The 25257-nt window shown below is 55.0% G+C and carries 25 protein-coding genes and 1 tRNA gene; 18 read left to right on the top strand and 8 right to left on the bottom strand.

The window, feature by feature from the left end; all coding sequences use genetic code 11:
- Positions 1–84 precede the first annotated feature (84 nt).
- The 5 genes from dnaA to ACFFT4_RS25640 form a co-directional block, all read right to left on the bottom strand.
- Entirely contained in the window at positions 85–1437 is a 1353-nt protein-coding gene (gene dnaA, locus ACFFT4_RS25660) for a chromosomal replication initiator protein DnaA (RefSeq protein ID WP_378051845.1), read from the bottom strand.
- Positions 1438–1926: 489 nt separating this feature from the next.
- Positions 1927–2550 (bottom strand): PepSY domain-containing protein, encoded by a 624-nt coding sequence (locus tag ACFFT4_RS25655; RefSeq protein WP_378051844.1) that lies wholly within the window; start codon positions 2548–2550, stop codon positions 1927–1929.
- Between the two features lie 148 nt (positions 2551–2698).
- The gene (locus ACFFT4_RS25650; RefSeq protein WP_378051843.1) at positions 2699–3328 is read right to left on the bottom strand and encodes a PepSY domain-containing protein; all 630 of its coding nucleotides are present in this window, start codon (positions 3326–3328) and stop codon (positions 2699–2701) included.
- Positions 3329–3427: 99 nt separating this feature from the next.
- On the bottom strand, positions 3428–4783 hold the full coding sequence (locus ACFFT4_RS25645) for a sensor histidine kinase (protein ID WP_378051842.1): 1356 nt from the start codon (positions 4781–4783) through the stop codon (positions 3428–3430).
- On the bottom strand, positions 4780–5469 hold the full coding sequence (locus tag ACFFT4_RS25640; protein ID WP_378051841.1) for a response regulator transcription factor: 690 nt from the start codon (positions 5467–5469) through the stop codon (positions 4780–4782). Before ACFFT4_RS25640 ends, ACFFT4_RS25645 begins: the two co-directional genes overlap by 4 nt.
- 184 nt (positions 5470–5653) lie before the next feature.
- On the opposite strand from ACFFT4_RS25640, the gene rpmH reads away from it, so the two are divergent.
- The 12 genes from rpmH to ACFFT4_RS25580 all read left to right on the top strand — a co-directional run bounded on the left by rpmH (position 5654) and on the right by ACFFT4_RS25580 (position 16911).
- On the top strand, positions 5654–5788 hold the full coding sequence (gene rpmH / locus ACFFT4_RS25635; RefSeq protein WP_084423307.1) for a 50S ribosomal protein L34: 135 nt from the start codon (positions 5654–5656) through the stop codon (positions 5786–5788).
- A 61-nt stretch (positions 5789–5849) separates the two neighbouring features.
- Positions 5850–6272 (top strand): ribonuclease P protein component, encoded by a 423-nt coding sequence (gene rnpA / locus ACFFT4_RS25630; RefSeq protein WP_378051839.1) that lies wholly within the window; start codon positions 5850–5852, stop codon positions 6270–6272.
- A 246-nt stretch (positions 6273–6518) separates the two neighbouring features.
- Complete coding sequence (locus ACFFT4_RS25625) at positions 6519–7343, top strand: YidC/Oxa1 family membrane protein insertase (protein ID WP_378051838.1); 825 nt, start codon at positions 6519–6521, stop codon at positions 7341–7343.
- Complete coding sequence (gene jag / locus ACFFT4_RS25620; protein WP_378051837.1) at positions 7340–7960, top strand: RNA-binding cell elongation regulator Jag/EloR; 621 nt, start codon at positions 7340–7342, stop codon at positions 7958–7960. The genes ACFFT4_RS25625 and jag overlap by 4 nt, the downstream gene beginning before the upstream one ends.
- A 68-nt stretch (positions 7961–8028) precedes the next feature.
- Positions 8029–9405 carry a tRNA uridine-5-carboxymethylaminomethyl(34) synthesis GTPase MnmE gene (gene mnmE / locus ACFFT4_RS25615; protein ID WP_378051836.1) on the top strand — a complete coding sequence of 459 codons (1377 nt, stop codon included), beginning with the start codon at positions 8029–8031 and terminating at the stop codon, positions 9403–9405.
- Positions 9406–9436: 31 nt separating this feature from the next.
- Entirely contained in the window at positions 9437–11338 is a 1902-nt protein-coding gene (gene mnmG, locus ACFFT4_RS25610) for a tRNA uridine-5-carboxymethylaminomethyl(34) synthesis enzyme MnmG (RefSeq protein ID WP_378051835.1), read from the top strand.
- The gene (gene rsmG, locus ACFFT4_RS25605) at positions 11335–12066 is read left to right on the top strand and encodes a 16S rRNA (guanine(527)-N(7))-methyltransferase RsmG (protein ID WP_378051834.1); all 732 of its coding nucleotides are present in this window, start codon (positions 11335–11337) and stop codon (positions 12064–12066) included. Before mnmG ends, rsmG begins: the two co-directional genes overlap by 4 nt.
- Before the next feature lie 360 nt (positions 12067–12426).
- Positions 12427–13242, top strand: coding sequence for a nucleoid occlusion protein (gene noc / locus ACFFT4_RS25600; protein WP_378051833.1), 816 nt, complete (start codon positions 12427–12429; stop codon positions 13240–13242).
- 262 nt (positions 13243–13504) lie between these two features.
- On the top strand, positions 13505–14278 hold the full coding sequence (locus ACFFT4_RS25595) for a ParA family protein (RefSeq protein ID WP_378051832.1): 774 nt from the start codon (positions 13505–13507) through the stop codon (positions 14276–14278).
- On the top strand, positions 14259–15110 hold the full coding sequence (locus ACFFT4_RS25590) for a ParB/RepB/Spo0J family partition protein (protein WP_378051831.1): 852 nt from the start codon (positions 14259–14261) through the stop codon (positions 15108–15110). The genes ACFFT4_RS25595 and ACFFT4_RS25590 overlap by 20 nt, the downstream gene beginning before the upstream one ends.
- A gap of 106 nt (positions 15111–15216) precedes the next feature.
- Complete coding sequence (locus ACFFT4_RS25585; RefSeq protein ID WP_378051829.1) at positions 15217–16395, top strand: aminotransferase class V-fold PLP-dependent enzyme; 1179 nt, start codon at positions 15217–15219, stop codon at positions 16393–16395.
- A 24-nt stretch (positions 16396–16419) separates the two neighbouring features.
- Positions 16420–16911 carry a DUF4446 family protein gene (locus tag ACFFT4_RS25580; protein ID WP_378051828.1) on the top strand — a complete coding sequence of 164 codons (492 nt, stop codon included), beginning with the start codon at positions 16420–16422 and terminating at the stop codon, positions 16909–16911.
- Here ACFFT4_RS25580 and yyaC read toward each other — a convergent pair.
- Positions 16886–17506: a spore protease YyaC gene (gene yyaC / locus ACFFT4_RS25575; protein ID WP_378051826.1), complete on the bottom strand. Its 621-nt coding sequence runs from the start codon at positions 17504–17506 to the stop codon at positions 16886–16888. The genes ACFFT4_RS25580 and yyaC overlap by 26 nt on opposite strands.
- Before the next feature lie 85 nt (positions 17507–17591).
- Between yyaC and ACFFT4_RS25570 the strand changes: the two genes are divergently transcribed.
- From ACFFT4_RS25570 to ACFFT4_RS25550, 5 genes are all read left to right on the top strand, one after another.
- Positions 17592–17837 carry a putative Se/S carrier protein gene (locus tag ACFFT4_RS25570; RefSeq protein ID WP_378051825.1) on the top strand — a complete coding sequence of 82 codons (246 nt, stop codon included), beginning with the start codon at positions 17592–17594 and terminating at the stop codon, positions 17835–17837.
- Positions 17838–17854: 17 nt separating this feature from the next.
- Positions 17855–18718: a mechanosensitive ion channel family protein gene (locus ACFFT4_RS25565; RefSeq protein WP_378051823.1), complete on the top strand. Its 864-nt coding sequence runs from the start codon at positions 17855–17857 to the stop codon at positions 18716–18718.
- Positions 18719–18770: 52 nt separating this feature from the next.
- On the top strand, positions 18771–18992 hold the full coding sequence (locus ACFFT4_RS25560; RefSeq protein WP_378051822.1) for a DUF951 domain-containing protein: 222 nt from the start codon (positions 18771–18773) through the stop codon (positions 18990–18992).
- 86 nt (positions 18993–19078) lie between these two features.
- A tRNA-Ser gene (locus ACFFT4_RS25555) sits at positions 19079–19169 on the top strand.
- A 115-nt stretch (positions 19170–19284) separates the two neighbouring features.
- Positions 19285–19875: a YdeI/OmpD-associated family protein gene (locus tag ACFFT4_RS25550; protein WP_378051821.1), complete on the top strand. Its 591-nt coding sequence runs from the start codon at positions 19285–19287 to the stop codon at positions 19873–19875.
- Between the two features lie 156 nt (positions 19876–20031).
- Here ACFFT4_RS25550 and ACFFT4_RS25545 read toward each other — a convergent pair whose 3' ends face one another.
- Positions 20032–21807: a cache domain-containing sensor histidine kinase gene (locus tag ACFFT4_RS25545; protein ID WP_378051820.1), complete on the bottom strand. Its 1776-nt coding sequence runs from the start codon at positions 21805–21807 to the stop codon at positions 20032–20034.
- A gap of 4 nt (positions 21808–21811) precedes the next feature.
- Complete coding sequence (locus tag ACFFT4_RS25540; RefSeq protein WP_378051818.1) at positions 21812–22879, bottom strand: response regulator transcription factor; 1068 nt, start codon at positions 22877–22879, stop codon at positions 21812–21814.
- Between the two features lie 194 nt (positions 22880–23073).
- On the opposite strand from ACFFT4_RS25540, the gene ACFFT4_RS25535 reads away from it, so the two are divergent.
- Positions 23074–25164: a right-handed parallel beta-helix repeat-containing protein gene (locus ACFFT4_RS25535; RefSeq protein WP_378051817.1), complete on the top strand. Its 2091-nt coding sequence runs from the start codon at positions 23074–23076 to the stop codon at positions 25162–25164.
- The last annotated feature ends 93 nt before the right edge of the window (positions 25165–25257 follow it).

The raw sequence follows: 25257 nt of genomic DNA, 5'->3' as shown, positions 1-25257 counted from the left end.
TGAATATGTGGATAACCGCGAAAAAACTCGAAACAACGCCTATCCACATGTGGATTTGTTGTGAACAGGCGTCGGATGTTTTTTTTACGTCAAATTTTTAATTTTCTCGGTCAAGCTGTTGATAATTTTATAGAGATCCTGGTCGACCTTGAGCAGCTGCGAGATTTTCTCGTGGGCGTGAATGACGGTCGTATGGTCGCGTCCGCCGAACGCGTCCCCGATCTTCGGAAGCGAATAATCGGTCAGCTCGCGCGAGAGATACATGGCGATCTGGCGGGGGAAAGCGACGGCTTTCGTCCGTTTGCGCGCCTTGAAGTCCTCCAGCTTAAGCCCGTAATAGTCGCCGACCCGCTGCTGAATGTCCTGCATCGTAATGAGCCGGTTGCGGCCCGTCGGCAAAATATCCTTCAGCGCTTCGGCCGCCAGATGAGCGGAAATGTCCTGATTCGTGAGCGAAGAATAAGCGACGATGCGAATAAGAGCGCCTTCGAGCTCGCGAATGTTGGAATCGATCATGTTGGCGATATACATCATCGCTTCGTTCGGAATGTCGAGGTTTTCCGCCTTGGCCTTCTTGCGGAGAATCGCGATCCGCGTCTCCAGGTCGGGCGGCTGAATATCGGTGATGAGTCCCCATTCGAACCTGGAACGAAGCCGTTCTTCGAGCGTCGGAATTTCCTTGGGCGGGCGGTCGCTCGAGATGACGATCTGTTTGTGCTCCTCGTGAAGCGCGTTAAAGGTGTGGAAAAACTCCTCCTGCGTTCCTTCCTTGCCGGCCAGGAACTGAATATCGTCGATGAGCAGCACGTCGATGTTGCGATATTTGTTCCGGAAGCTCTCGCCCCGATTGTCGCGGATCGCGTTGATGAACTCGTTCGTGAATTTCTCGGAGGATAAGTATAAAACCTTCATATGAGGGTTATGTTCCAATATATAATGGCCGATCGCGTGCATCAGATGGGTTTTGCCGAGTCCGACGCCTCCGTACATGAAAAAAGGGTTGTACGATTTGGCCGGCAGCTCCGCGACGGCCAGCGAGGCGGCGTGCGCGAACCGGTTGGCGGCGCCGATGACGAACGTATCGAACGTATATTTCGGATTGAGCATATGCATCATCGGTTCTTCCAATGCAGGCTGGCTCGCGACCGAAATTTGCGGGGCCGCTTCGGGCGGCTCCGGCGGACGGGCCTCTTCGATGGAAAACTTCACGTCGACGGGTCTGCCGACATATTCGGAGATCGTCGAAGCGACGAGCTTCATATAGCGCGTTTCCAACCACTCCACGGCAAAGGTCGTCGGCGCAGTGACGAGAACGGCGTTATCGCTGACGAACGCGGCTTTCGTCGACTTGAACCAAGTGTCGAAGCTGGGCTTGCTGAGCTTCGTCTGGATGACCGACAACACCTGCTGCCAGATTTCATTGTTGGGGTTGTCCACGACAATTTCTCTCCTTTTACTCCTCGCAAGGACAAAAAATAAGCGGAGAACGTGAAGCCGAACGCGATTCGACCAGTTATCCACAGTATTCCCTGAATTATTATGAGGGTTATCCACGAATGTGGGGATTTGTTCACAAAGTTATTCACAGGGTGTTAGTAATTCGAGGGTAAATTTTCCGAATCCACGGGTAAAGACATGACTAATCATAGCAGACAAAGCCTCTAAATTCAATGAAATTCCCCCTGTTATCCACAATTTCAATAACTTGTGGATGAAAACTGTGCACAGCACAAGATATTGTTGATAATTTGTGAGACGATCCGACAGGGAAGTCAAAAATTCGTTTTTTTCGTCCGGGTTGTGCACATGTGCATAAGTTTAACCGAAAAAAACGTCTGTCCACAAGAGAAAAAAGCCCCTGCAAAGCAGCGGCAAGCCTGTCGGCTTACGCGAGCTTTACAAGGGCTGGGCGGCGGAGATGATCCGTTAATCGTCGTAAAGATCGTCATCATCGTCGTCATAATCCACAGACAGGATTTTGCCTGTATGAGCGTGGACGTTGATCTCGGCTTCCCCGCGATCGGTTTTTAGCTCGATCTCGTAATGAAGCACTCCGTCATCATCATCAGTATCCAGCTCCGTTTTGACGACCGTGCCGTTCACGCGGTCCGCCGCGATCCGGGAAGCTTGCTCGGCGCTAATCGCCGGTTTGTCGGCGGAAGATGAGGGGGAGGGGGAAACGGACGGAGACGGGGAAGCTGAAGATTTCTCTCCGACAGCTGTTCGGCGATTGTCGCTGCGGTCGTCGTCCGGGTCGTCCCGCTCTACTTTTAAGGTTTTACCGGTTTGGGCGTCGATATGCACGTCGTATTCCCGATTATTTTTAAGCACGTCCACATCGTAGTAAACGACTCCCCGTTCTTTCTCCAGTTCCGCGCGGACGGCTTGACCGTTAACCGCCGTCGCCGCGAGCTCCTTCACTTTATTTATTCCTATCCGTCCATGATCGCTGGCGCTAGCCGCGAACCCCTTCGTTGCGGCGCCCGCGCCGGTCGCGACGACCGTCAGGAGCGCGGCGGACAGCAGAATCGTTTTCGTTTTGTTTTTCATTATGTGCATTCTCCTCTCTTGGCGTATCGTACAGGTATAGAGTAAGCCCTGAAGATGAGAGGAACAGGATAAGAACATTAGAAAACGATGAGAACGTGGGAACGGCGTCGTTAAAGATCAAGCATCGTCGCCGCCTTGTTTATCTTGCTTAGTCATCCTTATCATCTTTACGATCCTTGTCGTTTTCGTCGTCCCAGATGACCGACATGACTTCGCCGGATACGGCGTTCACCTGCACGTCGGCATCCCGTCCGCCTTCGACGTCGACCTCAACGAGATAATATGCGTTCCCCGCGGCCGAGCCCTTGAGCTCGGCATCCTCTGCCGTTCCCTGCACATGGACGGCGGCGATCTTTTTGGCCCGTTCGACCCCGATAAACGGGAGCGGCTTACCGGCGTTTTCTCCAGGCGATGCCGTCGAAGGGGGAACGTTTGGGGAAGGGGGCGGACTCGAGGACTCGGAAGGCGGCGTCGGAGCGGGCTTGTTGTCTTGATCCGCGGTTTGGAGTCTTTCCAGGTAAACGATCTCGCCGCTGACGGCGTCGGCTTTAACCCGGTAGAGTCCTTGGTCCGTTTCCAGCAGCAGCACATATTGATCTTCCGCTTTGACGAGATTTTTGACCGTGCCGGGATATCGGGAGAGCACCGCTTCCTGCAGCGCTTCGCGCGAGACTGGCTCCGGTTGTTCGGCCCATGGCCTCCATAGCGCCGCGGCGATAACGATTCCGGCGAGCGGTATGGCGATATAAGCCGCAAGCCGAAGCGTTCGTTTAGTCATCTTTAGCGTCTCCTCCTGTTAAGTCATCCCTACATTACGACACAAAGATTAGAAATCGATGAGAGCCATGGGAAAATGATGGTGCGTATCGCGCAACATTCATCGGGACGCCGGCAGCCGGATCGTCGCTGTCGTGCCGACGCCCTCGAGGCTGTCCAGCTCGACGCTTGCCCCGATCGCTTCGGCGATTTCCTTTGCCAACGACAAGCCGAGTCCGAAGCCGCCGTTGCGCCGGGTTCGCGCTTGGTCGACGCGGTAGAACCGATCAAACACCTTCGGAAGCTCGTGCTTCGGGATGCCGACGCCGCGGTCGGCAATGCGAATCCATGCCGATTCGCCATCCGCGCCTACCGTGATGGCGATCGGTTCTTCGCTGTATTTCCTGGCATTGTCCAGGAAGAGGAAGAGCAGCTGCCGCAGCAGGCTCCTGTCGCAGAGAACGACGGCGGGAGATTCGGCTTCCACGTGGACGTCGCGGCGATACGCTTTGCGGAAGGCGTCGGCTTCGCCGATTGCCAACTGCTCGAGATCCAGCGCCTCCGGGTTCGCGTTCCAGCCACTTCGGCTTCTGGCGAGCAGGAGCAGCTGCTCCGTCATTTCCCTCATGCGGACCGCTTCCGAATGAATCGCTTCGACAGATTCGGCGAACAAGTCGGGACGCTCCAAGCCTTTGCGCTTCAGCAGATTCGCGTAGCTTTCTATGACGGTCAGCGGAGTTTTCAGCTCGTGAGAAGCATTGGAGGCGAAGCGCTCCTGCTTCTCAAAGTTGCTCTCCAGCAGCTCGATCATCCGGTTGAACGTCCGTCCCATTTCCGACAGCTCGTCCTTGGCCGAATCGTCGAACTCCAGCCGCTTAAACCTTCCGCTTTCCCGGATTTCCTTCATCGTCTTTGTCATGTTCGCGATCGGCTGCACGATCAGCTTGCCGAGCCATCGCCCGGAAGCGACGACGGGAACGAGCGCGAGCACGGTAACCGCGATCAGGACGATCCGCAACGATTGCAGATTGTCCGTCGTCTCGCGCAAGCTGCGAACGACCTGCACGTTGACGACTGAGCCGTCGTTCCAAATGACGGGCAGCGAGACGAGCGCGTATTTTTCTCCGGCATAGGGGATGGCTTGCTTGATTTTCTCCGGATAGAAACGGGTGTCCAGCTTGCTGAGCTTCGATTGGGACGATGAAGTAACGGGAGGATAATCGATTCCATCCTCCTGCGCAACGATTCGCAGCATGCCGTCAGCCGGAACGTAGGCCCGCAGCAAGTCCCGGACGGGAAATCCGGCCGCGTTCCGGCGGATGCCTTCGGCAATCGCGGCGGCTTCCGTCTCGGCTTGCTTCATCTCGCTGCCAAGCGACATCCGATCGAACAGCAAATAGATCAAGGCGTTCATCAAGATCAGCAGGACGGCGAACAGAAGGGAGGAATAGAGATGGATTTTGTTTTTCAGTCTCATGGCGCATCCTTAAGCACGTAGCCGACGCCCCGAACGGTACGAATCAGCTCCGGCTCCCGCCCTTGATCGATTTTCTTTCGGATATAGCGGATATAGACGTCGACGACGTTCGTCTCCCCGTAATAATCGAATCCCCACACCGCTTCCAGAATTTGCTCTCGGGTAAGCACCTGGCGCTTGTTCTTGAGCAGGAAGACGAGTAGGTCGAATTCGCGCGGCGTCAGCTCCACCGGATCGCCTGCGCGGACGACTTCCCTTGTTTTCTCGTTGACCTTGAGATCCGCCGCGGCAATCCACTCGCCCTCCGAAGAATCCGTCCCGGGTCGCTGCCGAAGCGAGGCCCGGATTCGCGCCAGCAGCTCCTCGATCTGAAACGGCTTCGTTACGTAATCGTTCGCTCCGTAATCGAGACCGGATACTTTGTCTTCGACGGAGCCTTTGGCGGTCAGAAGAATGACCGGGGTGTGTGCGTCGTGGGAGCGGATTCGACGGAGCAGCTCGATTCCGCTCATGCCGGGAAGCATGATGTCGAGCAGGATGAGGTCCCATTTTTCCCCTCGATACGCTTCCAGAGCATCGATTCCGTTCCCGTATCTGGCGACCCGGTATCCTTCGATCTCGAGTTCGATTTCGAGCAGCCTCGATATTTTTTCTTCGTCTTCGACGACTAAAATTTTCGTTTCCATATCGGAAGTCTCCTTGGAACGACTTTATATTTATCATATCATGATCCGAAAAGGATATGCCTCGCTTCCTTGGAAGAGAATGGCCGCAATTTCGTTCCAAGCTTCGCCTGGAGATTTATTGACAATTTGGGCTGGGCGTGGTTTAATAGATGGACGTGAGTTTTTAGGTAAGGGGGTTTGATTCATGGGTCCTACATTTAAGCCGAATGTAAGCAAGCGCAAGAAGGTGCACGGGTTCCGCAGCCGCATGAGCACGAAGAACGGCCGCAAGGTTCTCAAAGCTCGTCGCCAAAAGGGTCGCAAAGTATTGTCGGCATAGTTAATGAAAGACCACTTCAGGTGGTCTTTTTTTCTACACTGCAACAGATGGAGCGGGAACGATGCATAGGAAGCTGCGGCTGCGGAAGAGGGAAGATTTCAATACGGTGTACCGGTACGGAAAATCGTTCGCCAATTCGCAGTTTGTCGTGTACTGGCGCAAGCGGGCTCCGACGGGGACTTTCCGAATGGGCGTGTCGGTGAGCAGCAAGCTGGGCGGCGCGGTCGTGCGCAACCGGCTGAGAAGGATGGTGAAGGAGATCGTTCGTCTGAACGCGGCGAAGCTGCAGGAGGATATCGATCTCGTGCTGATCGTTCGGAAGCCCGCGCTGTCGATGGCGTACAAGGAGATGGAAGGCAGCATTCTCCACGTGCTGCGGAAGGCGGGGCTGCTGAAGGGCTCCAAGCCGTTCCAACCTGGCCGCAAGCCGCCGAATTCTCAAGGAAACCGTGGAAATAAACCACATGCAAGCAAAGGCAAATAAAAGCAGGGCGCGCGGACAAGCCTCAGCTTTTCTTTGCCTTCTTTAATATGGTATAGTTGTACTGAATAGTTTCAGCCATGATGATTCGGAACGATCCAATCCGCTTTCCCGTTCCGATCGTCTTCGACACAACGCGATTACCCGTTCAACGACGCCGAAGGCGTTATCGCTTGGACGGGCTGTAATCGGATTCAGCAAGTTGAACATTTTACGGCATGCCGGCGATGAAGAGGGGAGTTTTCAGTTTTGTTGCGAAATCGCAAATGGTGGATCGTTCTCGGCGCAATCGCGTTGATGACGCTGCTCGCGGGCTGTACGCCTGCGACTCAGGCAATCACTACGGCGGATATGGCCACGAGCGGTTCCTGGTGGACAAGGAACGTCGTGTACTGGTTCTCGCTGATGCTAGACACGTTCGCGGAATGGTTCGGCGGCGAATACGGACTTTCGATTTTAGTGCTTACCATTATAGTAAGGACGATCATCCTTCCTTTAATGATTAAACAGTATAAGAACACGAAAGCCATGCAAGCCCTCCAGCCGGAGATGCAGAAGATTCGCGAGAAATTCAAGGAAGATCCGAAGAAGCAGCAAGAAGAGATGATGAAGCTGTATCAGACGCATCAGGTCAATCCGCTTGCCGGATGTTTGCCGCTGATCGTGCAGATGCCGATCTTTATTGCGCTGTACAACTCGATTTATCACAACATCGCGATCAGAACGCATTCCTTTATCGGCTTTCAGCTTGGAACGTCGCCGAGCGAGGGGGAGTGGTACTACTACATCATTCCTATCGTCGCCGCGATGACGACGTTTGTCCAATCGATGATGATGTCCCGTCAGCAGACGATGGCCGGACCGATGAAGGGGCTTATGTACGTCTTCCCGGTTCTGATCTTCGTTATGGCGATCAACTTCCCGGTTGCGCTGCCGCTGTACTGGATCTACAGCAACATCTATACGATCGTTCAAAACTATTTCATGTACGGCAAGCCTAAGAAACCGGAACCAGCTCCCGAACCAACACCGAAGAAAGGCAAAGGTAAAGGTAAGGAGGCGCGCGCAAAATGAAAAAGCTCCTGGCATCTGGGAAAACGATAGAAGATGCGGTTCGCAGCGGTCTGGCCCAACTGGGCGTTAACGAAGACCGGGTGAATGTCAAAGTGTTGGAGCAGCCGAGCAAAGGGCTGTTCGGGCTCATCGGAGCCAAAGAGGCAAAAGTGGAGTTGGAATTGCTGCCGGACGGCGTGGAGGAAGCGATACAATTTCTCCGCGACGTGTCGGAAGCGATGAATCTGACCGTTTCCGTTGAACGGGTGGATGAGAATGATGCAGTGCGGATTAACGTTACGGGTTCGGACTTGGGCATTCTGATCGGTCGTCGTGGACAAACTTTGGATTCTCTTCAATACTTGACGAACATCGTGGCTAATCGCCACTCGGACCGTCATCTTCGTATCGTGCTCGATGCCGAGCAATTTCGCGAGCGCCGCCGCCAGACGCTGGAGGCATTGTCCGAACGAATGGCGTCGAAGGTCGTCCGGACGCGCAAGGAGATCGTGCTTGAGCCGATGACCGCACAGGAACGCAAAATTATCCACGCGCGATTGCAGTCTTACCCGAACGTCAAGACGTACAGTCAGGGAGACGAACCGAATCGCCGAATCGTGATCGCTTTAAAGCAATAGCATGTCCGCGCAATGGCTTCCGCAACGTTGGGGGGTCATTGCGTTTTTTGACGGAAAGAGGGATTCGCATGAACGAGGATACGATTGCCGCGATCGCGACGGCGCTCGGCGAAGGCAGCATCGCCGTCGTCAGAGTGAGCGGACCGGAGGCAGTGGCGACGGTGGCGAAGCTGTTCAAGTCGAAGCAGGATTTGCGCGAGGCCGCTTCGCACACCGTTCAATACGGCTGGATCGTGGATCCGCAATCGGAGCGGAGAATAGATGAAGTGCTGGTCACGGTCATGAAAGGTCCACGATCGTTCACGGCGGAGGACGTCGTGGAGATCAGCACGCACGGCGGCATCGTCGCGGTGAAGTCGGTGCTGGAGTTGGTACTTCGGCATGGGGTTCGACTGGCGGAACCGGGAGAATTTACGAAACGGGCGTTCCTGAACGGAAGAATCGATCTGGCCCAGGCGGAGGCGGTCATCGACCTGATCCGCTCCAAGTCGGATCGCGCGTTCCAGGTGGCGAGAAGACAAGCCGAAGGCTCGGTCTCGAAAAAAATCGTTCCGCTGCGGCAGCGGCTGATCGAGTTGATCGCGCACGTCGAGGTGAACATCGATTATCCGGAGCATGACGTGGAGGACGTGACCGCGGAGCTGATCCGTACGGATTGCCGCTCGGTACTGGCCGAAGTGAATGAGCTGCTGCAGCGTTCTAATGAAGGGAAAATTTTGCGGGAAGGGATCGTAACGGCAATCGTCGGCCGCCCGAATGCGGGCAAGTCGTCGCTGCTGAACGCGTTGGCCCGCGAAAATAAAGCGATCGTGACGGACATTCCGGGCACGACCCGTGATATCGTAGAAGAGACGGTGGCGCTCTCGGGCATCCCGTTGAGATTGCTCGATACGGCGGGCATTCGGGAGACCGAGGATCTCGTCGAGCAGATCGGGGTGGAGAGATCGCACGGCGCCTTGAACGACGCCGATCTGATTCTGTTGGTGCTGAACCGGCACGAGGAACTGCACGAAGACGAACGGAAGCTGCTGCGGCAGCTAAAGGACCGCTCGACGATTGTTGTCGTGAACAAGATCGACCTTCCCGCCAAGCTGGAGATCGGGGAGATCGAACGCGATTATCCGACCGAGCGCATCGTGTATTTGTCGGCGAAGGAAGGCCAGGGAATCGAGCAATTGGAGCAGGCGGTAACCGGGATGTTTTTCAGCGGGGCCGTCGAGTCCGGAGATATCACCTACGTGAGCAACGCGCGGCATGTTGCGCTGCTGCATCAAACCCGTCAGTCGTTGGAAGACGCGATTCAAGCAACATACGAAGGAGTCCCGATCGACCTTATTCAGATCGACATCACGGCCTCGTGGGAGTCGCTCGGACAAATTCTCGGGGACGCGGCCGGAGATTCGCTGCTGGATCAAATTTTTTCCCAATTTTGTTTAGGAAAATAACATATGCTAAGGAAAGCAAGGAGGAGTGAATATGACTTATCATGCCGGAGATTATGACGTCATCGTCATCGGCGCGGGACATGCGGGCTGCGAAGCCGCATTGGCCGCCGCCCGGATGGGCAGCGAGACGCTGCTGCTGACGATCAATTTGGATATGGTCGCTTTTATGCCGTGCAATCCTTCCGTGGGCGGGCCTGCTAAAGGGCATGTCGTGCGCGAGATCGACGCGCTGGGCGGAGAGATGGGACGGAACATCGACAAAACCTTCATTCAAATGAGAATGCTCAATACGGGGAAAGGACCGGCCGTTCATGCGCTAAGAGCGCAAGCCGACAAGTTCCTGTATCAGCATACGATGAAGGAGACGATCGAAAAGCAGCCGAACTTGACGCTGCGCCAAGGCTTGGTAGAGGACCTCATCGTCGAGGACGGCGTATGCAAAGGGGTCATTACGAAAACGGGCGCGCAGTACATGGCGAAAGCGGTCGTTCTGACGACGGGAACGTATTTGCGCGGCAAAGTCATTCTTGGGGAATTGATGTACGAGAGCGGACCGAACAATCAACAGCCGGCGGTGAAGCTGTCGGAGTCGTTGAAGCGTCTCGGACTTCAGCTAGCGAGATTTAAGACGGGAACGCCGCCAAGGGTACACCAGGATTCGATCGACTTCGACAAAACCGAGATTCAGCCGGGCGACAGCAAGCCGAAGTATTTCTCGTACGAAACGGAATATATGGAGCATGCCGATCAGCAGCTTCCCTGCTGGCTGACGTATACGTCGGAGGAGACGCATCAGATCATCAACGACAACCTGCACAGGGCGCCAATGTTCTCTGGATTGATTGAAGGGACGGGGCCTCGTTACTGCCCGTCGATCGAAGACAAGATTGTGCGTTTCGCGGATAAGCCGAAGCATCAGATTTTCCTCGAGCCGGAAGGACGCAACACCAAGGAATACTATGTCCAAGGCTTGTCGACGAGCATGCCGGAAGACGTGCAGCTGCGCATCTTGCGGTCGATCCCGGGCCTGGAGAAGGTCGAGATGATGCGCACCGGCTATGCGATCGAATACGACGCCGTCGTGCCGACGCAGCTCTGGCCATCGCTCGAGACGAAAATCGTAGAAGGTCTGTTCACCGCAGGTCAGATCAACGGCACGTCGGGCTATGAGGAAGCGGCGGGTCAAGGCATTATGGCCGGGATCAACGCCGCGCGCAAAGTTCAAGGAGCCGAGCCGGTCATCATCGATCGTTCGAAAGGCTATATCGGGGTAATGATCGACGACCTGGTCACGAAGGGCACGAACGAGCCTTATCGTCTGCTGACTTCGCGCGCGGAGTATCGTCTGCTGCTTCGCCACGACAATGCCGATCTTCGGCTGACGCCGCTTGGCCGGGAGATCGGGTTGATTTCCGAGTCGCGCTACGAGAGGTTTCTGGAGAAGAAGGCGAAGGTGGAGGAGGAGATCGTCCGCCTGAAGGAAACGAAGTTCCGCCCGGACGAAGCGGTGCAGGCGATGCTGGCCGGAGTCGACTCCGCGCCGATCAACAACTCCGTAGACGGATTGTCGCTGCTGCGCCGACCGGAAGTGACGTATGCCCATCTGGAGAAGCTGGCTCCGCCGCCGTCCGAACTGCCCGAGGACGTGAAGGAGCAGGTGGAGATCCAGGTCAAATACACCGGCTATATCGAGAAGCAGCAGCAGTTGGTCGAACGGATGGAGAAAATGGAGAAAAAACGCATCCCGGACAACATCGACTACGATTCGATCCACGGCCTTGCTACCGAAGCGAAGCAGAAGCTGGGCAAAATCCGGCCGCTGTCGCTGGGGCAAGCCTCGAGAATTTCGGGAGTTACTCCTGCCGACCTGTCGATCCTGGTTGTCTATCTCGAGCATTATAATCGCGTTACGGCGGCTGCGCACAGTTCATGAGCGACAACGTGCAGCAGCAGTTCGCGGAGCGGCTTCGCCCGCTTGGCATCGAATTGACGGATCGGCAGCTGGAACAATTCGAAACCTATTATCGGTTGCTCGTCGAGTGGAACGAGAAAATGAATTTGACAGGCATCACGGAACGAGAAGCGGTGTATGAAAAGCATTTTTATGACTCGCTGACATTGGCCGGGGCCGTTTCCTTCAACAAGCAGCTTTCGTTGACGGATATCGGCTCGGGCGCCGGTTTTCCGTCCATCCCGTTGGCGATCGTATTTCCTCAACTCCGCGTGACGATCGTCGACGCCTTGGCGAAACGAATCAAGTTTTTGGAGGAAGTAACGAAACAGCTGGGATTGGCGCAAGTGACCTGTTTGCACGCCCGGGCGGAAGATGCGGGCAGAGACAGAAAGCATCGCGACAGCTACGATGTCGTGACGGCCAGAGCGGTCGCGCGGTTGGCGGCGCTTAACGAATTTTGTTTGCCGTTCGTTCGTCCCGGCGGATTGTTCGTTGCGATGAAAGGAACGGACATCGCGGAGGAACTGGAGGAGGGGCGTTACAGTCTGACGAAGCTTGGAGGCAGACTCGTCGACGTGAAGCATCTTACTCTTCCGACGGAGGGGGCCGAGAGGCATTTGATCGTTTGCGAGAAAAAGGAAGCGACTCCCGCCGCCTTTCCGCGAAAAGCCGGCACTCCGCTTAAAACGCCCTTGCTGAAGCCCTGATCGTCTTATCGAATGTTCCACGTGAAACATTTTCTCCGCTTTTGCGGCGGTCCGATGTTTCACGTGGAACATTTTTACGTTTACGAGAATGCCCTCATCGTGATATTCTATTAAAGCAGGAATGGGGAGTTTGCCGTCTTTCGCAGCGGTTTTAAGCACATAGGAACAGTTTGTATGCCATAGGTCTGCCGGACGAAAGTTTTTTCACAGGCAGGAAAATGGGGCGCGAATAGCGAATAATAGAGGGTAACAGATCAGTGTGCCGCAGATGTGCCTTCAGGCGCGAATTGGCGGCGCTTTTTGTCGCTATGGACACGTGACTATCCGCCCTATCATACTTAATGTGGTGATCCGAGAGAAATGAAAGAGCAATTTTCAAGATTGCTGGGTCTATCCGACCGCGGCGCTCAAGAAGAAGTCAAGCAAATCCCTGTTCAAGGCATCGTGCCAAGCCCGTATCAGCCCCGTTCGGTGTTCGACGACGAGCGAATCGACGAATTGTGTCAAACGATCAAAACCCATGGGGTTATTCAGCCGATCGTGGTTCGCGTGCGCGACGGAAAGTACGAGATTATTGCCGGTGAACGCCGCTGGCGCGCGGTAACGAAGCTTGGCATGGAGACGATTCCCGCCATTATTCGGGAAATCAACGATTCCCAGGCCGCATCCGTCGCTTTGATCGAGAACCTGCAGCGGGAAGGTCTGACGGCGCTTGAAGAAGCGATCGCCTATCAGAAGCTGATCGATCTTCATAACCTGACGCAGGAGAGCTTGGCCCAGCGGTTGGGCAAGAGCCAGTCGACGATCGCGAACAAAATCCGCCTGCTGCAGCTCGGGGAGACGGTTCGTCAAGCGCTGCTGGAACGGAAAATTACCGAACGTCACGGCAGGGCTCTGCTGTCTCTTCCCGACGAAGAGGCGCAGAACAAGCTGTTGAAGGAAATTATCGAGAAGGACTTGAATGTCAAGCAGACCGAAACCCGCGTGGCGTTTTACCTGGAAGCGACAAAGCCGAAGAAACCGAAGCGTTTCTCGTTCTCCAAAGACGTGCGGCTTGCCGTAAATACGATTCGCCAATCCGTGGACATGGTGACCGGATCGGGTATTCCGATTAAAGCGGACGAGAAGGACTGCGAAGACCATTACGAGATCATTATCCGAATTCCTAAACGTTAACACGACGCGGATGCCCATGCTCCCGGTGCGGAACGAACAGCCGAGCGCGGTTCGTTGCCGGATCTTTCCGATCTAATCGCTGATATTTTCAAGGCATGCGGATCGGAATGGCGGAATGCTCGCGCTACAATGGATCGACGGCGAGCATCCAAGGGCGTCCGTGTTTTTATTTCCGTCCCGTCTCTGACGCAAACGATTTTTGTCCAAAGGACGCCGCGGGCGCAATTGTCCGAGGCCGTCATTCATATCGAGGTGAAATAGGTTGTCTAAAATAATAGCGATTGCCAATCAGAAGGGCGGGGTTGGCAAGACGACGACTTCCGTGAATCTGGGCGCCTGCCTGGCTTCACTCGGAAAAAAGGTGTTAATCGTGGATATCGATCCGCAAGGCAATACGACAAGCGGAATCGGGATCAATAAAGCCGACGTGAGCTACTGCATCTATGATGTGCTGATTAATGAGGTTCACCCGAAGCAGGCGATCTCCGATACGGATATTCCCGATCTCAAAATCATTCCGGCAACGATCCAGCTGGCGGGCGCGGAGATCGAGCTGGTTCCGACGATGTCTCGCGAAATTCGGTTGAAAAAATCGCTGGCGTTAATCAAAAACGACTTCGATTACGTTCTTATCGATTGTCCGCCATCGCTCGGAATTTTGACGATTAATTCGTTGACGGCCGCGGATTCCGTATTGATTCCGATCCAATGCGAATATTACGCTCTTGAAGGGTTAAGCCAACTCCTTAACTCGATTCGGCTTGTGCAGAAGCATCTGAACACCTCGCTGCAAATCGAAGGCGTGCTGCTCACGATGTTCGACGCCCGCACGAATCTGGGAATTCAAGTGATCGAAGAAGTGAAGAAGTATTTTCAGCAGAAGGTTTACCAAACGGTTATTCCGCGTAATGTCAGACTGAGCGAAGCGCCGTCGCACGGACAATCGATCATCACCTACGATCCGAAGTCCAAAGGCGCGGAAGTGTATCTCGAGTTGGCAAAGGAAGTGATCTCCTATGAGCAAGCGGCTAGGTAAAGGACTGGATGCGTTAATTACCTCTCTGTCGATCAAGGAAGACGATAAGATCGTGGAAATTCCGTTGTCTCAGCTTAGAGCCAACCCGTATCAGCCTCGTAAAACGTTCGAAGAGGACGCGATCAAGGATCTGGCGGAATCGATTCGCGAGCATGGCGTTATCCAGCCGATCGTCGTTCGACAGGCGCTGAAGGGCTACGAGATTATTGCGGGGGAGAGAAGGTTCAGAGCTTCTCAACTGCTCGGCAACGCCACGATCCCGGCGGTCGTCCGTACCTATAACGATCAGCAGGTGATGGAAATCGCCCTGATCGAGAACGTGCAGCGGGAGGACCTCAACTCAATCGAGGTCGCGGTTGCCTATCAGGCCATTATGAATCAATTCAACCTGACGCAAGAAGAGCTGTCGCTGAAGGTAGGCAAGTCCCGTTCGCATATCGCCAACTTCCTTCGTCTGCTATCGCTGCCGGAAGAAATCAAGGATTATGTTTCACGTGGAACATTGTCTATGGGACATGCCAGAGCGCTCGCGGGCATTAAAGACGAAAACCTGAAGCGTCAGTTGGCGAAACAGACGGTTACGGCGGAGTGGAGCGTGCGCGAGCTGGAGGAAGCGGTTCAGAACGTCGATACGAAGAAGACGGCCGCGAAGACGAAGACGAAGGTCAAAAAGCGAGATCCTTATATTGAAGAGATCGAAGAGACGCTGCGCGAGAAATTCCAGACGACCGTTCGAATTAAACCGAACAAGGACAAAGGGCACATCGAGCTGTCGTATTTCGGCAAGAGCGACCTGGAACGGCTGCTGGAGCTGTTGAAGGCGCTGGCCTGATAGATTTGTTAATAGAGAAAAACGAGAGTAGCATACCCGAGTTGTAATCTTCCTGCGGAAGGATTAAACTAAGGTGTGCTATTGTTGTGTAAGGACGGTGAATGCCATGGACGATCGCAAACCGATCATCTATTTGGATAATGCGGCGACAAGCTGGCCCAAGCCTCCCGGAGTCGTGGAAGCGATCGAGCGCAATGTCAGAGAGAACGCCGCGAACCCCGGCAGGGGGAGCCACGAGATGGCTGTCAAGGCAAGCAGAGTGCTGTTCGACGCACGCAAACGGTTGGCCAGGCTGTTCGGGATCGGCAATCCGAACGATATCGCTTTTGCCTTGAATACGACGCACGCCTTGAACTTGGCTATTCAGGGTTTGCTGAAGCCGGGAGATCATGTGATTGCCACGTCCCTGGAGCATAATTCGGTCAGGCGTCCGATTGAAGCGATGAAGCGAAGATTCGGCATCGAGGCGACGTTCGTGGCCGCGGATGAGCAAGGACGTCTGAACGTCAAAGAAGTGGAAGCGGCGATAACGTCGAAGACGAAGCTGATCGCCGCTTCGCATAGCTCGAATCTGCTCGGTGCGATCGCTCCGATCGCCGAGCTCGGAGAGACGGCCAGAAGACGGGGCGTGAAGCTGCTCGTAGACGCCGCCCAGAGCGCCGGTACGCTGTCCATCGACGTAGAGGCGATGGGGATCGATCTGTTGGCTTTTCCGGGGCATAAAGGGCTTCTCGGTCCGCAAGGGACAGGCGGCCTGTATATCCATACCGATCTGGAACTGGAACCCCTCATGCACGGAGGAACGGGCAGCAAGTCGGAGGCGCCGGAGCAGCCGACGGTTCGTCCCGACCGCTACGAGGCCGGCACGCAAAATACGCCGGGCATCGCCGGACTGTCGGAAGGCGTACGGTTTGTACTCGGAGAGACGACGAAGACGATCCATGCCAAGGAAAGCGAGCTCACCTTCGCTTTAATGGAAGGTCTGCTCGCCATTCCGGGGGTTCGTATTCTCGGTCCGGAGCTTGGAGCGGAGAGAACCGCAATTGTCTCCTTCACGGTCGAAGGGATCGATCCGTCCGAAATGGCGTTTCTGCTCGACCGGCAGTTCGGGATCGCGGTGCGGGCGGGTTTTCACTGCACGCCGCTTGGACACGAGACGGCGGGAACGTACGAGACGGGAGCGGTGCGGGCCAGTCCCGGATATTTCACGGAAAAAGCGGATATCGTATCCATGATAGATGCCGTCAAGGAAATCGTCACGATGGGAAAAGGAAATCGAGGTTAACGTTATATTGGGGGAAATGCACGCATGGTAGGTTGGAACGATGAAATCGCCGTCGTTGTTGCGGGAACCGCGGGGGCGCTGCTGCTGGTCTCGTTCATCTGGCTCGGCGTATTATCAAGCAAGCTGAGCAAGCTTAAGAAGGCGCACGGTCATCTCGTCGGAGATACGGGCGTGCCCAATATGGAAGAGGTTATGCGCGTCATCCATGAACGGATGGCCGAACTGGACCGCAGGCAGAACGAGCAGGGACAAACTATGCAGGATCAGGAAAGACGCCTCTCGACCTTGAAGGGACGAGTCGGCGTCCATCGGTTTAATGCATTCTCGGATTCGGGAAGCGATCTGAGCTTCTCCGTGGCCTTTATTAATGAAGCGGAGGATGGAGTGGTCTTGACCGGAATCCATGGCCGGGAGCAGACCTTCCTCTACGCCAAGCCGATCGACAAGGGCCAATCCGCCTATATGCTGTCTCCGGAAGAAAAAACGGCGATTAATCTGGCCATGCAAAAGGGATAACCGGATTGGCGCGAGCTTTATGTACGGCGTTCAGCAGGCTTTGGGCAATAATCTCGGACATCTTCACGACAAGGTTCAAGCGGGTGTTCTGAAGTACGAAATACTCCATGAAGCCGCCGACGTTAACGATTCCCGTCATATGAATGTCTCCGACGGGAGGAAGCTCCTTATTGACGCCGGCGCCCGGTCTGACCGGCCCCGAGCCGATCTGGATGCATCCGACGCTGGCAACTTGTCCGAGACAGGCGTCGACGGCGATGACGAACGGCTGCCGCGAGCTTCTCATAATTTTGAGCAGCGTCTCGCCGAGATTCATCGCATGGACCGGTTCCTCAAGCGTTCCATACAGATCGAACAGAGAGCTGTATTCCCGAGAGAGCGCGGTGCCTACGAGAGGACCCAGGGAATCTCCCGTAGAGCGGTCCGTGCCGACGCAGACGATCACGATTCGGCGTTCGGGAGACAGGTCGTCCAAATAATACTCGAGCTGCTGGGACAATCTTTGCAATACGGTTGGATCGTTAAAAGGAATCTTTAAAGAGAGCGCCGCCGATTCCGGTGCGATGCTCGAGCGTTTCTCCCAAGCGCCGTTCATTCGTCCGATTCGCCTCCTACCCTATTATGTTAATAGTATATGGACGAACCGGCGCATTTATACTTGCACGCAGGAGGATTGCGCGATGGACTCTCTCTTGATTGCATTCGATTCTACGCAGCAGGCGCTGCGGGCCGAGATGCTGCTCGAGTACGCGGATATAGAAATCGATATTTGCCCGACGCCCAAAGAGATTACGGCCGGCTGCGCGCTGTCGATCGCATTCCCCGCGCCCGAGCTGGCGGAAGTCAAACGGATTATCGAAGCGGAGAAAGTGGAGATACGAGGCTTGTTCGAGAAAACCCCGGATGGATATGATCAGATTCATTGAGAGAGGGAGTGGGAGCCGTGGAGCTTTTCCTCGCTTCGGTGCATACCTTGGCCCAAGAAAATCTGTGGGAGCAATTCGTTAGAGAAACGGAAGAATTTCTAAAGGATACGGAGATGTGGCGGAACGCCGCCATCGTTGTGGTGCGCATTATTCTGATCCTCGTCATCAGCCGTCTCTCTCTGATGATTCTCAATCGGGTTATCGATCAGACGACCAGCGTGAAAAAATCGAGAAGGCTGAAGCTGCGAACAAGACGCGTTCAGACTTTGGGCCGGCTGCTGAAAAATACGGTATCCTATCTCGTCAACTTTATTACGATTCTTCTGATTCTGGGAGAATTCCATATTCAGATTGCGCCGCTGCTTGCGGGCGCCGGGGTGATCGGCCTGGCCATCGGCTTCGGCGCGCAAAGTCTGGTCAAGGACGTCATCACCGGGTTCTTCATCATCTTCGAGGATCAATTCTCGGTCGGGGACGAAATTCAGACCGGCACGTTCAAGGGAACGGTCGAATTGATCGGCATGCGCTCCACGCGCATCCGAAGCTGGACGGGAGAGGTTCATATTATCCCGAACGGCTCGATTAATCAGGTGACCAACTTCTCGGTAAATCCGCAGCTGGCGGTCGTCGACATCACTTTCCCGTCCGACGACACGATTGAAGAGACGATGAGTCTCATTCGGCAGGTTCTGAATCAGATCAACGATCCCAATCTGGCAGCGGTACCGGAAGTGCTGGGCATCCAGACGCTTGCCCCAGGTCAGATGACGATACGGATTACCGCCAAATGCAATCCGAACTCCATCGGAGAGGTGACGCGCCTGATTAACACGGAATTAAAGAAGGCGCTGGAATCGAGGCATGTGCCTGTCGCCGAATAAACAGGACGATTGAAAAACCGGGAAGCGCAGTAAAATAATGGGGAGGGATCGTATGGAGCGGAAAACCTTCGAGCTCGGAGACATCGTCATGATGAAGAAGCAGCATCCTTGCGGAGCGAACGAGATGGAGATTATTCGGATGGGAATGGACATTCGAATCAAGTGCGTCAAGTGCAAGCATAGCATTTTGCTCCCTCGCGCGAAGTTCGAGAAAAGCTTGAAAAAGGTGCTGCGTTCGGCCGGGGACAACGCTTCGGACGATGCGGACACCTAACCTGACCGAGGCCGTAAAAAAATGTCGACTGGATAGAGGAACCAGTTGCAAGGCCGTACGAATTGTGATATGATTTTCCTTGCTGCGGAGAGGTACCCAAGTGGTCCAAGGGGGTTGACTCGAAATCATCTAGGCGTCGCAAGGCGTGCGTGGGTTCGAATCCCACCCTCTCCGCCATAACGAATATTCGACTCGTAAACTTCCTACAGCGGTAGGAGGTTTTTTTGTTGCAGAGCTATGCGGAACGCAATCGGACAAGCTTGAACAATAAGCCGACAGGGGTGTTGAGACGATGAAGGGCGAAAGAAATGCCAAGATCGATCCCTATTTTAATAAGCTAAAGAAATGGAAGGAAGAGTTCGAGAAGCTGAGAGAGATCGTGCTCGATTGCGGGCTGACCGAGGAATTTAAGTGGATGCATCCTTGCTATACGTTGGACGACAAGAACATCGTTCTGATTCACGGCTTCAAGGATTACTGTGCGCTGCTGTTTCACAAAGGCGCGCTGCTGAAGGATCCGCACGGAATCCTCGTTCAACAGACGGAGAACGTGCAGTCTGCGCGTCAGATCCGGTTCACAAGCGTTCGGCAAATAGACGAAATGCAGCTGATTTTGAAAACCTATATCGATGAAGCCGTCGAGGTCGAGAAGGCCGGTCTGCAGATCAGCTATAAAGCGCATAAAGAGTATGTCATCCCCGAAGAGTTGGAGAATAAGTTCACGGAAATTCCCGATCTGAAAGCGGCCTTCGAAGCGCTGACGCCGGGACGGCAAAGAGGCTACATTTTGCACTTCTCAAGCGCCAAGCAGGCCAAAACCCGGGAGTCGAGGATCGAGAAATATATCGGGCATATTCTCAACGGAAAAGGGATGGACGATTAGCGCCGCCTCAAGACCGCATAAGGCAGTCTCCCCGAGATAGATGCCCCTTTTTCATCGATAATTCACCATTGCCTGTATCGCATGCGCAAAAACGCCTTCATCGTCCTTGGGACGGCGAAGGCGTTTGTTTTGCGTGCTTTCCGGCCACCCGCCGCTCTACAGAGGCAAACAAATGACGGCCGTCACGCCGCCGACCTCGTTCATCTCGTATCGGAGGCCGTACGGCTCCCCGAAGCGCAGCTTGATGCGTTGGTTAACATTCCTGATGCCGTAGCCCCGCGATTCCGGGACCGACGCGTTTTTCCCCTGCAGATGCGAGTTCAGACGTTCGATGTCCGTCCCCGGTCCGTTATCGTGGATGGAGATGACGGCCATCCCGTCTTTGGCGAAGCCGGATACGACAATGCGGCCTCTGCGCTCCATTTTCTCGAATCCATGAAAAATCGCGTTCTCAACAAGCGGCTGCAGAATCAGCTTGGGACACGCCGCCTCCGCAATGAGCGGATCGATCTCGTAGACGACGTCGAAGCTGTTGTCGTAGCACAAAGATTGGATTTGAATGTATCGGCGGATCTGCTCGACCTCTTCGCTGATCTTCACCAGCTCGTTGGAGTTTCCGGTAATGTAACGCAGCAGGTCCGACAGCGTCGAGATGATCGTTACGATCGGATAGGCTTCAGCCTCCAGCGCCAGCCAATTTACCGAGTCCAGCGTGTTGTACATAAAATGCGGATTGATCTGCGCCTGCAGCGCCCGCAGCTCCGCTTCCTGCTCGCGTTTGCCCGTCTGATAGTTTTCGTCGAGCAGTTGATTGATGCGATTCATCATCGTATTAAAGCTCTGATAGAGAATGCCGACCTCGTCGTTCGTCGGAGGCGGCTGGATGAACACATCCACCTCGTTCGTGTTATGAATGCTTCTCATCGTCTTGGCCAGCTTGCGGATCGGCCGCGATATTTGCTTCGACAGGAAGATCGACAGAAACAGCCCGGCAATGGCGGAGATCAGCGCGGACAGCAGAACGACGTTGCGGACGAACGAAGTGCTCTGCGAAATATCCTTTAAAGGAATGCGCGCGATCAGATTCCAGCCGGAGGACAGATGGTAGTCGTTGATGAGATACCGGGAATCGTTGTCGTCCACGACCGTCTCCGCAGCGGGAAGCGGGTCCTCCGGCCGCGCCTGGAGCGATTTGGGCCGGGTGCTGTCGTACAGAAGGTCGCCGTTCGCGTCCTTCAGGAGCAGGCGGGTGGACGGAGTCAGCATCGTCGCCTCGAGCTGCTTGGAGATTTGCGAGAGATCGAAGCCGATGACGACAACGCCGATATTTTGTTTGATGTCGTTCATGCCGATGTTCTCGGTCGCCAGCACCTTCGGATTTTTGATCAGTCTGGCGGCGTACAGGCGGTACTCTTGCTCGGGATAATGGAACCATTGCAGGATGCCGTCTCCGGCGACCGTCTGCTGATACCACGCTTCGTCCTGCACCTCGTCGTTTCTGAAGAAGCCGTGAAAGAAGTTGTGACCGGGCGACAGCGCCTCGGCAAAAGGAATGTCGTTCATCGCGAAAAAGGTGACCGTATACGAAGTAAGCGTACTGCTCAGAGGCACGAACAAATATTTCAGCAGGGCGTTGTTCAACGTGATTCGATCTTTGTAGGTGGTCAGAAAATCGGAGGGAGCCTCATTAAGAATTTCCATAATCGTCGTGTCCGAATAGAGCAGCAGCGTGGCGTTGTCGATGCTGTCGATGAACTTTTCCAGGTTGATTTTGTTCTGCACCATGATCTGATTCAAGTCGCGCGTCACTTGCTGCTCCATATGCTCATGAAACCGCCAATAAATAATCGTACTGGTCGAGGTGATCAGGAGCAGGATAACGAGCAGAAACGTAATGGTAATTTTATTGTTGAAGCCAAGCGGTCGCAGCATCGTTTCACCTATTTTCCAGACGGCTCATGACGTTCTTATATTGCGAAGGGGTTAGGCCCTCCTGTTTTTTGAATACTTTGGCAAAATAATGCGGGTCCATGTAACCGACCTTCTGGGCGGTGTCGTTGATCGGCATGGCGGGGTCCTTCAGCAGCTCGCAAGCTTTGTCGATCCTCAGCCGCGTAATGTAATAACTGATATTCTCTCCCGTGATCTCGCGAAAAATCACGCTGGTATAGTTCGGGGAAAGCTGCAGCTCGTTGGAGATCGTGTATAAGGTCAGGTCCGGATCGTGATAGTTGCCAGCAATGTATTTCTTCACCTGATCGACGATGGCCTGGCCGCGAGAGTTTTTCTTGTCGTTGATAAAGCCGGTGACTTCCCTGTACAAGCTGCGGATCGACGCCTTTAATTCCTCTTTCGTGTTCAGCTCGAGCAGCTGCTGCCAAGCCTTCTCCTCGGTCAAGCCGAACGACGACAGGTTCAGGCCGAGCGAAGCGATGCATTCGAGCAGAATGTGCAGCAGCTTTAACGAGAAATCCTTGACCAGCTCGAATTTCGTCTCCGTCAGGCCGGGGAAATCGGTTTCAAAGAAGGTGTCGACAAACTCGAGCTCGCCCGTCCGAATGGCGGAAGACAGCTTCTGCTCCAGATTCGTATGGTACAGCAGCTTAACGATCGACAGCTTCTTCTCGTGATGCTGCGAAATTTCGGTTACGCGGCGAATCAGCTGGTTTAATTTGTCCTTGTTGATCGGCTTCAAAATATAATCGGACACGCCGTATCGCATGGCCGTCTGGGCGTAAGTGAAATCGTCGAAGGCGCTCAGAATGATGATGACCGTCTCCGGAGTTTGCTCATGAACGATTCTGCTTAGCTCCAGACCGTCCATGACCGGCATGCGAACATCGGTAATAATCAGGTCGGGATGGTGAAGACGAGCTTGGTCCAGCGCTTCCTTGCCGTTCCGGCATTCTCCTACGACAACCGCGTTAATCTCGCTCCACGGGATCATTTTGCGCAAGCCGGAAACAACGGTGGACTTATCGTCGACGAGCAGTACCTTCAACAACGCTGATCCCCCCTAATTCCCCAAGCTTGATTGCTTAACATGGTATACCGATTAAAGGCCGATAGCAAGCGGCACCGTTAAATATTCCACCTAATCGAGGAATGTTTCCCTTGAGGATGCGGAGGCGAATCCATAAGATGGTATAGCATAACGGAGCGCATCCGACGGCAAAGGTGAAAAGGAGCTCAGAAGCCATGACAACTACACTTATTCTTCATGTGGCGGAGGACGGCTGCGACGGGTGGAGCGGCATAACGTCCGCGCCGAATAAAGCGGGGACGGACGGCCCGCTGGCCACGATCGAGGAGGCGCGCGACCGTATCCGCGCCATTCGCAAGGCGGGCAAGCTGCATTCGCCGGTGGAGGTGCTGATTCACGCAGGCAGATACTCGTTCACGGAGACGCTGCGGTTCGAGGAACAGGATCTCGGAAACGAGCAAACCCCTGTCACTTATCGTGCGGCGGGAGACGGCGAAGCGATCCTCGCGGGCGGCATCCGGCTGGACCAGTACAAAATGCAGGACAACGGCATCGCCCGGTTTTCCCTGACCGAAGCGGGATATGCCGGTTTGCGGTTCCGTCAGCTGTTCTGCAACGGCATTCGCCAGCCTATGGCGCGTTACCCGAGCTACGATCCCGAGCAGCCCTATACGGGAGGGTATCTGTATGTGGACGGGCCTGACGTGGATCTTAACGAGGACGGCCATGGGAGGAAGGACGGCTTTATTTGCCGCGATCCCCGGCTGAAGGGCTGGAGCCGGATAGACGAGATCGAATTGTTCGTGTTCCCGCGAACGAATTACTGCAACGATATCGTCCGGCTGAAGAGCTACGATCCCGAGACCGGGGAAGTCACGCTCGCCGAGCCGACCGCTTACGAGATTTACCCCGGGGACCGGTTCTATTTCCGCAATGTCAGGGAAGAGCTGGATTCGGCCGGGGAATGGTATCTGGACAAGCAGGCGGAGGCGCTGTACCTGAATCCGCCGGCACCGTTGGAAGAGGTAGCGGTGACCGTCCCGCTGGTGGAAAATCTGATCGAGGTAAGCGGCAGGCCGAAGCCGGCGGAGGATTTCAACATCGAGAAGATCGACTGGACCGATTCCGGCGGAGAAATCCGCCTGGCGCAGCATCCGGAGCGGACGACCGGCGGCTTCATCGCGTTCGAGGGCTTGACGGTGGAGGGCTGCAACGGCGCCGGCATCGTCTTCCGCAATGTGCGCGGCTGCCGTGTCCGACAATGCGAAATTCGCGGCACGGGCAACGTCGGCGTCCTTCTATTGGGCGGAATCGATTGCTCCGTCGCCGATTGCGAGATTCGGGACACCGGGAATCACGGCGTCTATGCTTCCGGAGGCGTGCGCTCGCCGTTCATGGGCCGGCATGCCTGCCGCCACGAAATCCGCAACAACTACGTTCATCATACGGGCGTATTTACGAAAAATTCCGCGGGCATTGCGATGAACGGAGTCGGCATCGTCGCGGCGCACAACGAGATTCACGACGGTCCGCGCTGGGGTATTCTGTCCAGAGGAAGCGACAATCGGATCGAGTACAACCGCATCCATCACGTCAATCTGGAGACGAGCGATACCGCGGCGATCTACCTGGTGGACCGCGACTTCTCGATGAACGGAACCCGGATTCTGTACAATCGCATTCACGACGTTCTGGGCTATTCCGAGGAAAAATGGAGAAGCCACGGGCTGACCTACGGCATTTATCTGGACGATTATACGAGCGGGGTGGAGGTACGCGGCAACCTTACGTATCGCACGCTCGGCGGCGGGGCGTATATTCACGCCGGCCAGGACAATATTATCGAAAACAACATGTTCCTGGAAACGAATGCGGAGCTTGCCCATTTTCGGAGATGGGAGGCGGAGAGAGAATACCGGGCGATGGGCACGCACGGCCTCGGCTTGCGCCGGAACGTGTTCCGCAACAACATTCTCGCCTCCCGCCAAGCTACGGCCAAAATGTATTTGTTCTCGAACTGCGCCACGGAGGATCATCTGCCGGACATAGACGGAAATACGTTCGAGCATAACTTCGTCTGGCTCTATGGCCGCGAGATTTCCGTCGAAGTCGAGAGACGGGACGGGCAGCGAGACTCTCTGAGTCTTCCGAGCTGGCAAGCGCTCGGATGGGACGCGGGCACGCGCGCGGCAGACCCGCTTATCGCGGATTTGGACGCGGAGAACTTCCGTCTGGCCGAGGAAAGTCCGGCGCTTGCGGCCGGATTCGTGCCGCTGCCGCTGGAGCGGATGGGGCGACAACCATGAGATTTTCCACTTAATCAAGGAATGTTTCCCTTGAGAGCGCGATCATCCGTCTCGTAAGATTAAAGGGCAAAGCGCTTTGCACAACCAACAATC

Source organism: Cohnella cellulosilytica (genome assembly GCF_042431195.1).
Lineage (GTDB): Bacteria > Bacillota > Bacilli > Paenibacillales > Paenibacillaceae > Cohnella > Cohnella cellulosilytica.
Note: the sequence above shows the minus strand (reverse complement) of the source record. Positions and strands in the feature narration are given on the sequence as shown.

Excerpts from the sequence above, each read along its gene's own strand:
- ACFFT4_RS25535 (WP_378051817.1), top strand. The coding sequence starts at position 23,074 with ATGACAACTACACTTATTCTTCATGTGGCGGAGGACGGCTGCGACGGG.
- ACFFT4_RS25550 (WP_378051821.1), top strand. The coding sequence starts at position 19,285 with ATGAAGGGCGAAAGAAATGCCAAGATCGATCCCTATTTTAATAAGCTA.
- ACFFT4_RS25590 (WP_378051831.1), top strand. The coding sequence starts at position 14,259 with ATGAGCAAGCGGCTAGGTAAAGGACTGGATGCGTTAATTACCTCTCTG.
- rsmG (WP_378051834.1), top strand. The coding sequence starts at position 11,335 with ATGAGCGACAACGTGCAGCAGCAGTTCGCGGAGCGGCTTCGCCCGCTT.
- mnmE (WP_378051836.1), top strand. The coding sequence starts at position 8,029 with ATGAACGAGGATACGATTGCCGCGATCGCGACGGCGCTCGGCGAAGGC.
- noc (WP_378051833.1), top strand. The coding sequence starts at position 12,427 with ATGAAAGAGCAATTTTCAAGATTGCTGGGTCTATCCGACCGCGGCGCT.
- ACFFT4_RS25640 (WP_378051841.1), bottom strand. The coding sequence starts at position 5,469 with ATGGAAACGAAAATTTTAGTCGTCGAAGACGAAGAAAAAATATCGAGG.
- jag (WP_378051837.1), top strand. The coding sequence starts at position 7,340 with ATGAAAAAGCTCCTGGCATCTGGGAAAACGATAGAAGATGCGGTTCGC.
- yyaC (WP_378051826.1), bottom strand. The coding sequence starts at position 17,506 with ATGAACGGCGCTTGGGAGAAACGCTCGAGCATCGCACCGGAATCGGCG.
- ACFFT4_RS25545 (WP_378051820.1), bottom strand. The coding sequence starts at position 21,807 with ATGCTGCGACCGCTTGGCTTCAACAATAAAATTACCATTACGTTTCTG.
- mnmG (WP_378051835.1), top strand. The coding sequence starts at position 9,437 with ATGACTTATCATGCCGGAGATTATGACGTCATCGTCATCGGCGCGGGA.
- ACFFT4_RS25570 (WP_378051825.1), top strand. The coding sequence starts at position 17,592 with ATGGACTCTCTCTTGATTGCATTCGATTCTACGCAGCAGGCGCTGCGG.
- ACFFT4_RS25650 (WP_378051843.1), bottom strand. The coding sequence starts at position 3,328 with ATGACTAAACGAACGCTTCGGCTTGCGGCTTATATCGCCATACCGCTC.
- ACFFT4_RS25585 (WP_378051829.1), top strand. The coding sequence starts at position 15,217 with ATGGACGATCGCAAACCGATCATCTATTTGGATAATGCGGCGACAAGC.
- ACFFT4_RS25560 (WP_378051822.1), top strand. The coding sequence starts at position 18,771 with ATGGAGCGGAAAACCTTCGAGCTCGGAGACATCGTCATGATGAAGAAG.
- ACFFT4_RS25580 (WP_378051828.1), top strand. The coding sequence starts at position 16,420 with ATGGTAGGTTGGAACGATGAAATCGCCGTCGTTGTTGCGGGAACCGCG.
- ACFFT4_RS25655 (WP_378051844.1), bottom strand. The coding sequence starts at position 2,550 with ATGAAAAACAAAACGAAAACGATTCTGCTGTCCGCCGCGCTCCTGACG.
- rpmH (WP_084423307.1), top strand. The coding sequence starts at position 5,654 with ATGGGTCCTACATTTAAGCCGAATGTAAGCAAGCGCAAGAAGGTGCAC.
- ACFFT4_RS25645 (WP_378051842.1), bottom strand. The coding sequence starts at position 4,783 with ATGAGACTGAAAAACAAAATCCATCTCTATTCCTCCCTTCTGTTCGCC.
- rnpA (WP_378051839.1), top strand. The coding sequence starts at position 5,850 with ATGCATAGGAAGCTGCGGCTGCGGAAGAGGGAAGATTTCAATACGGTG.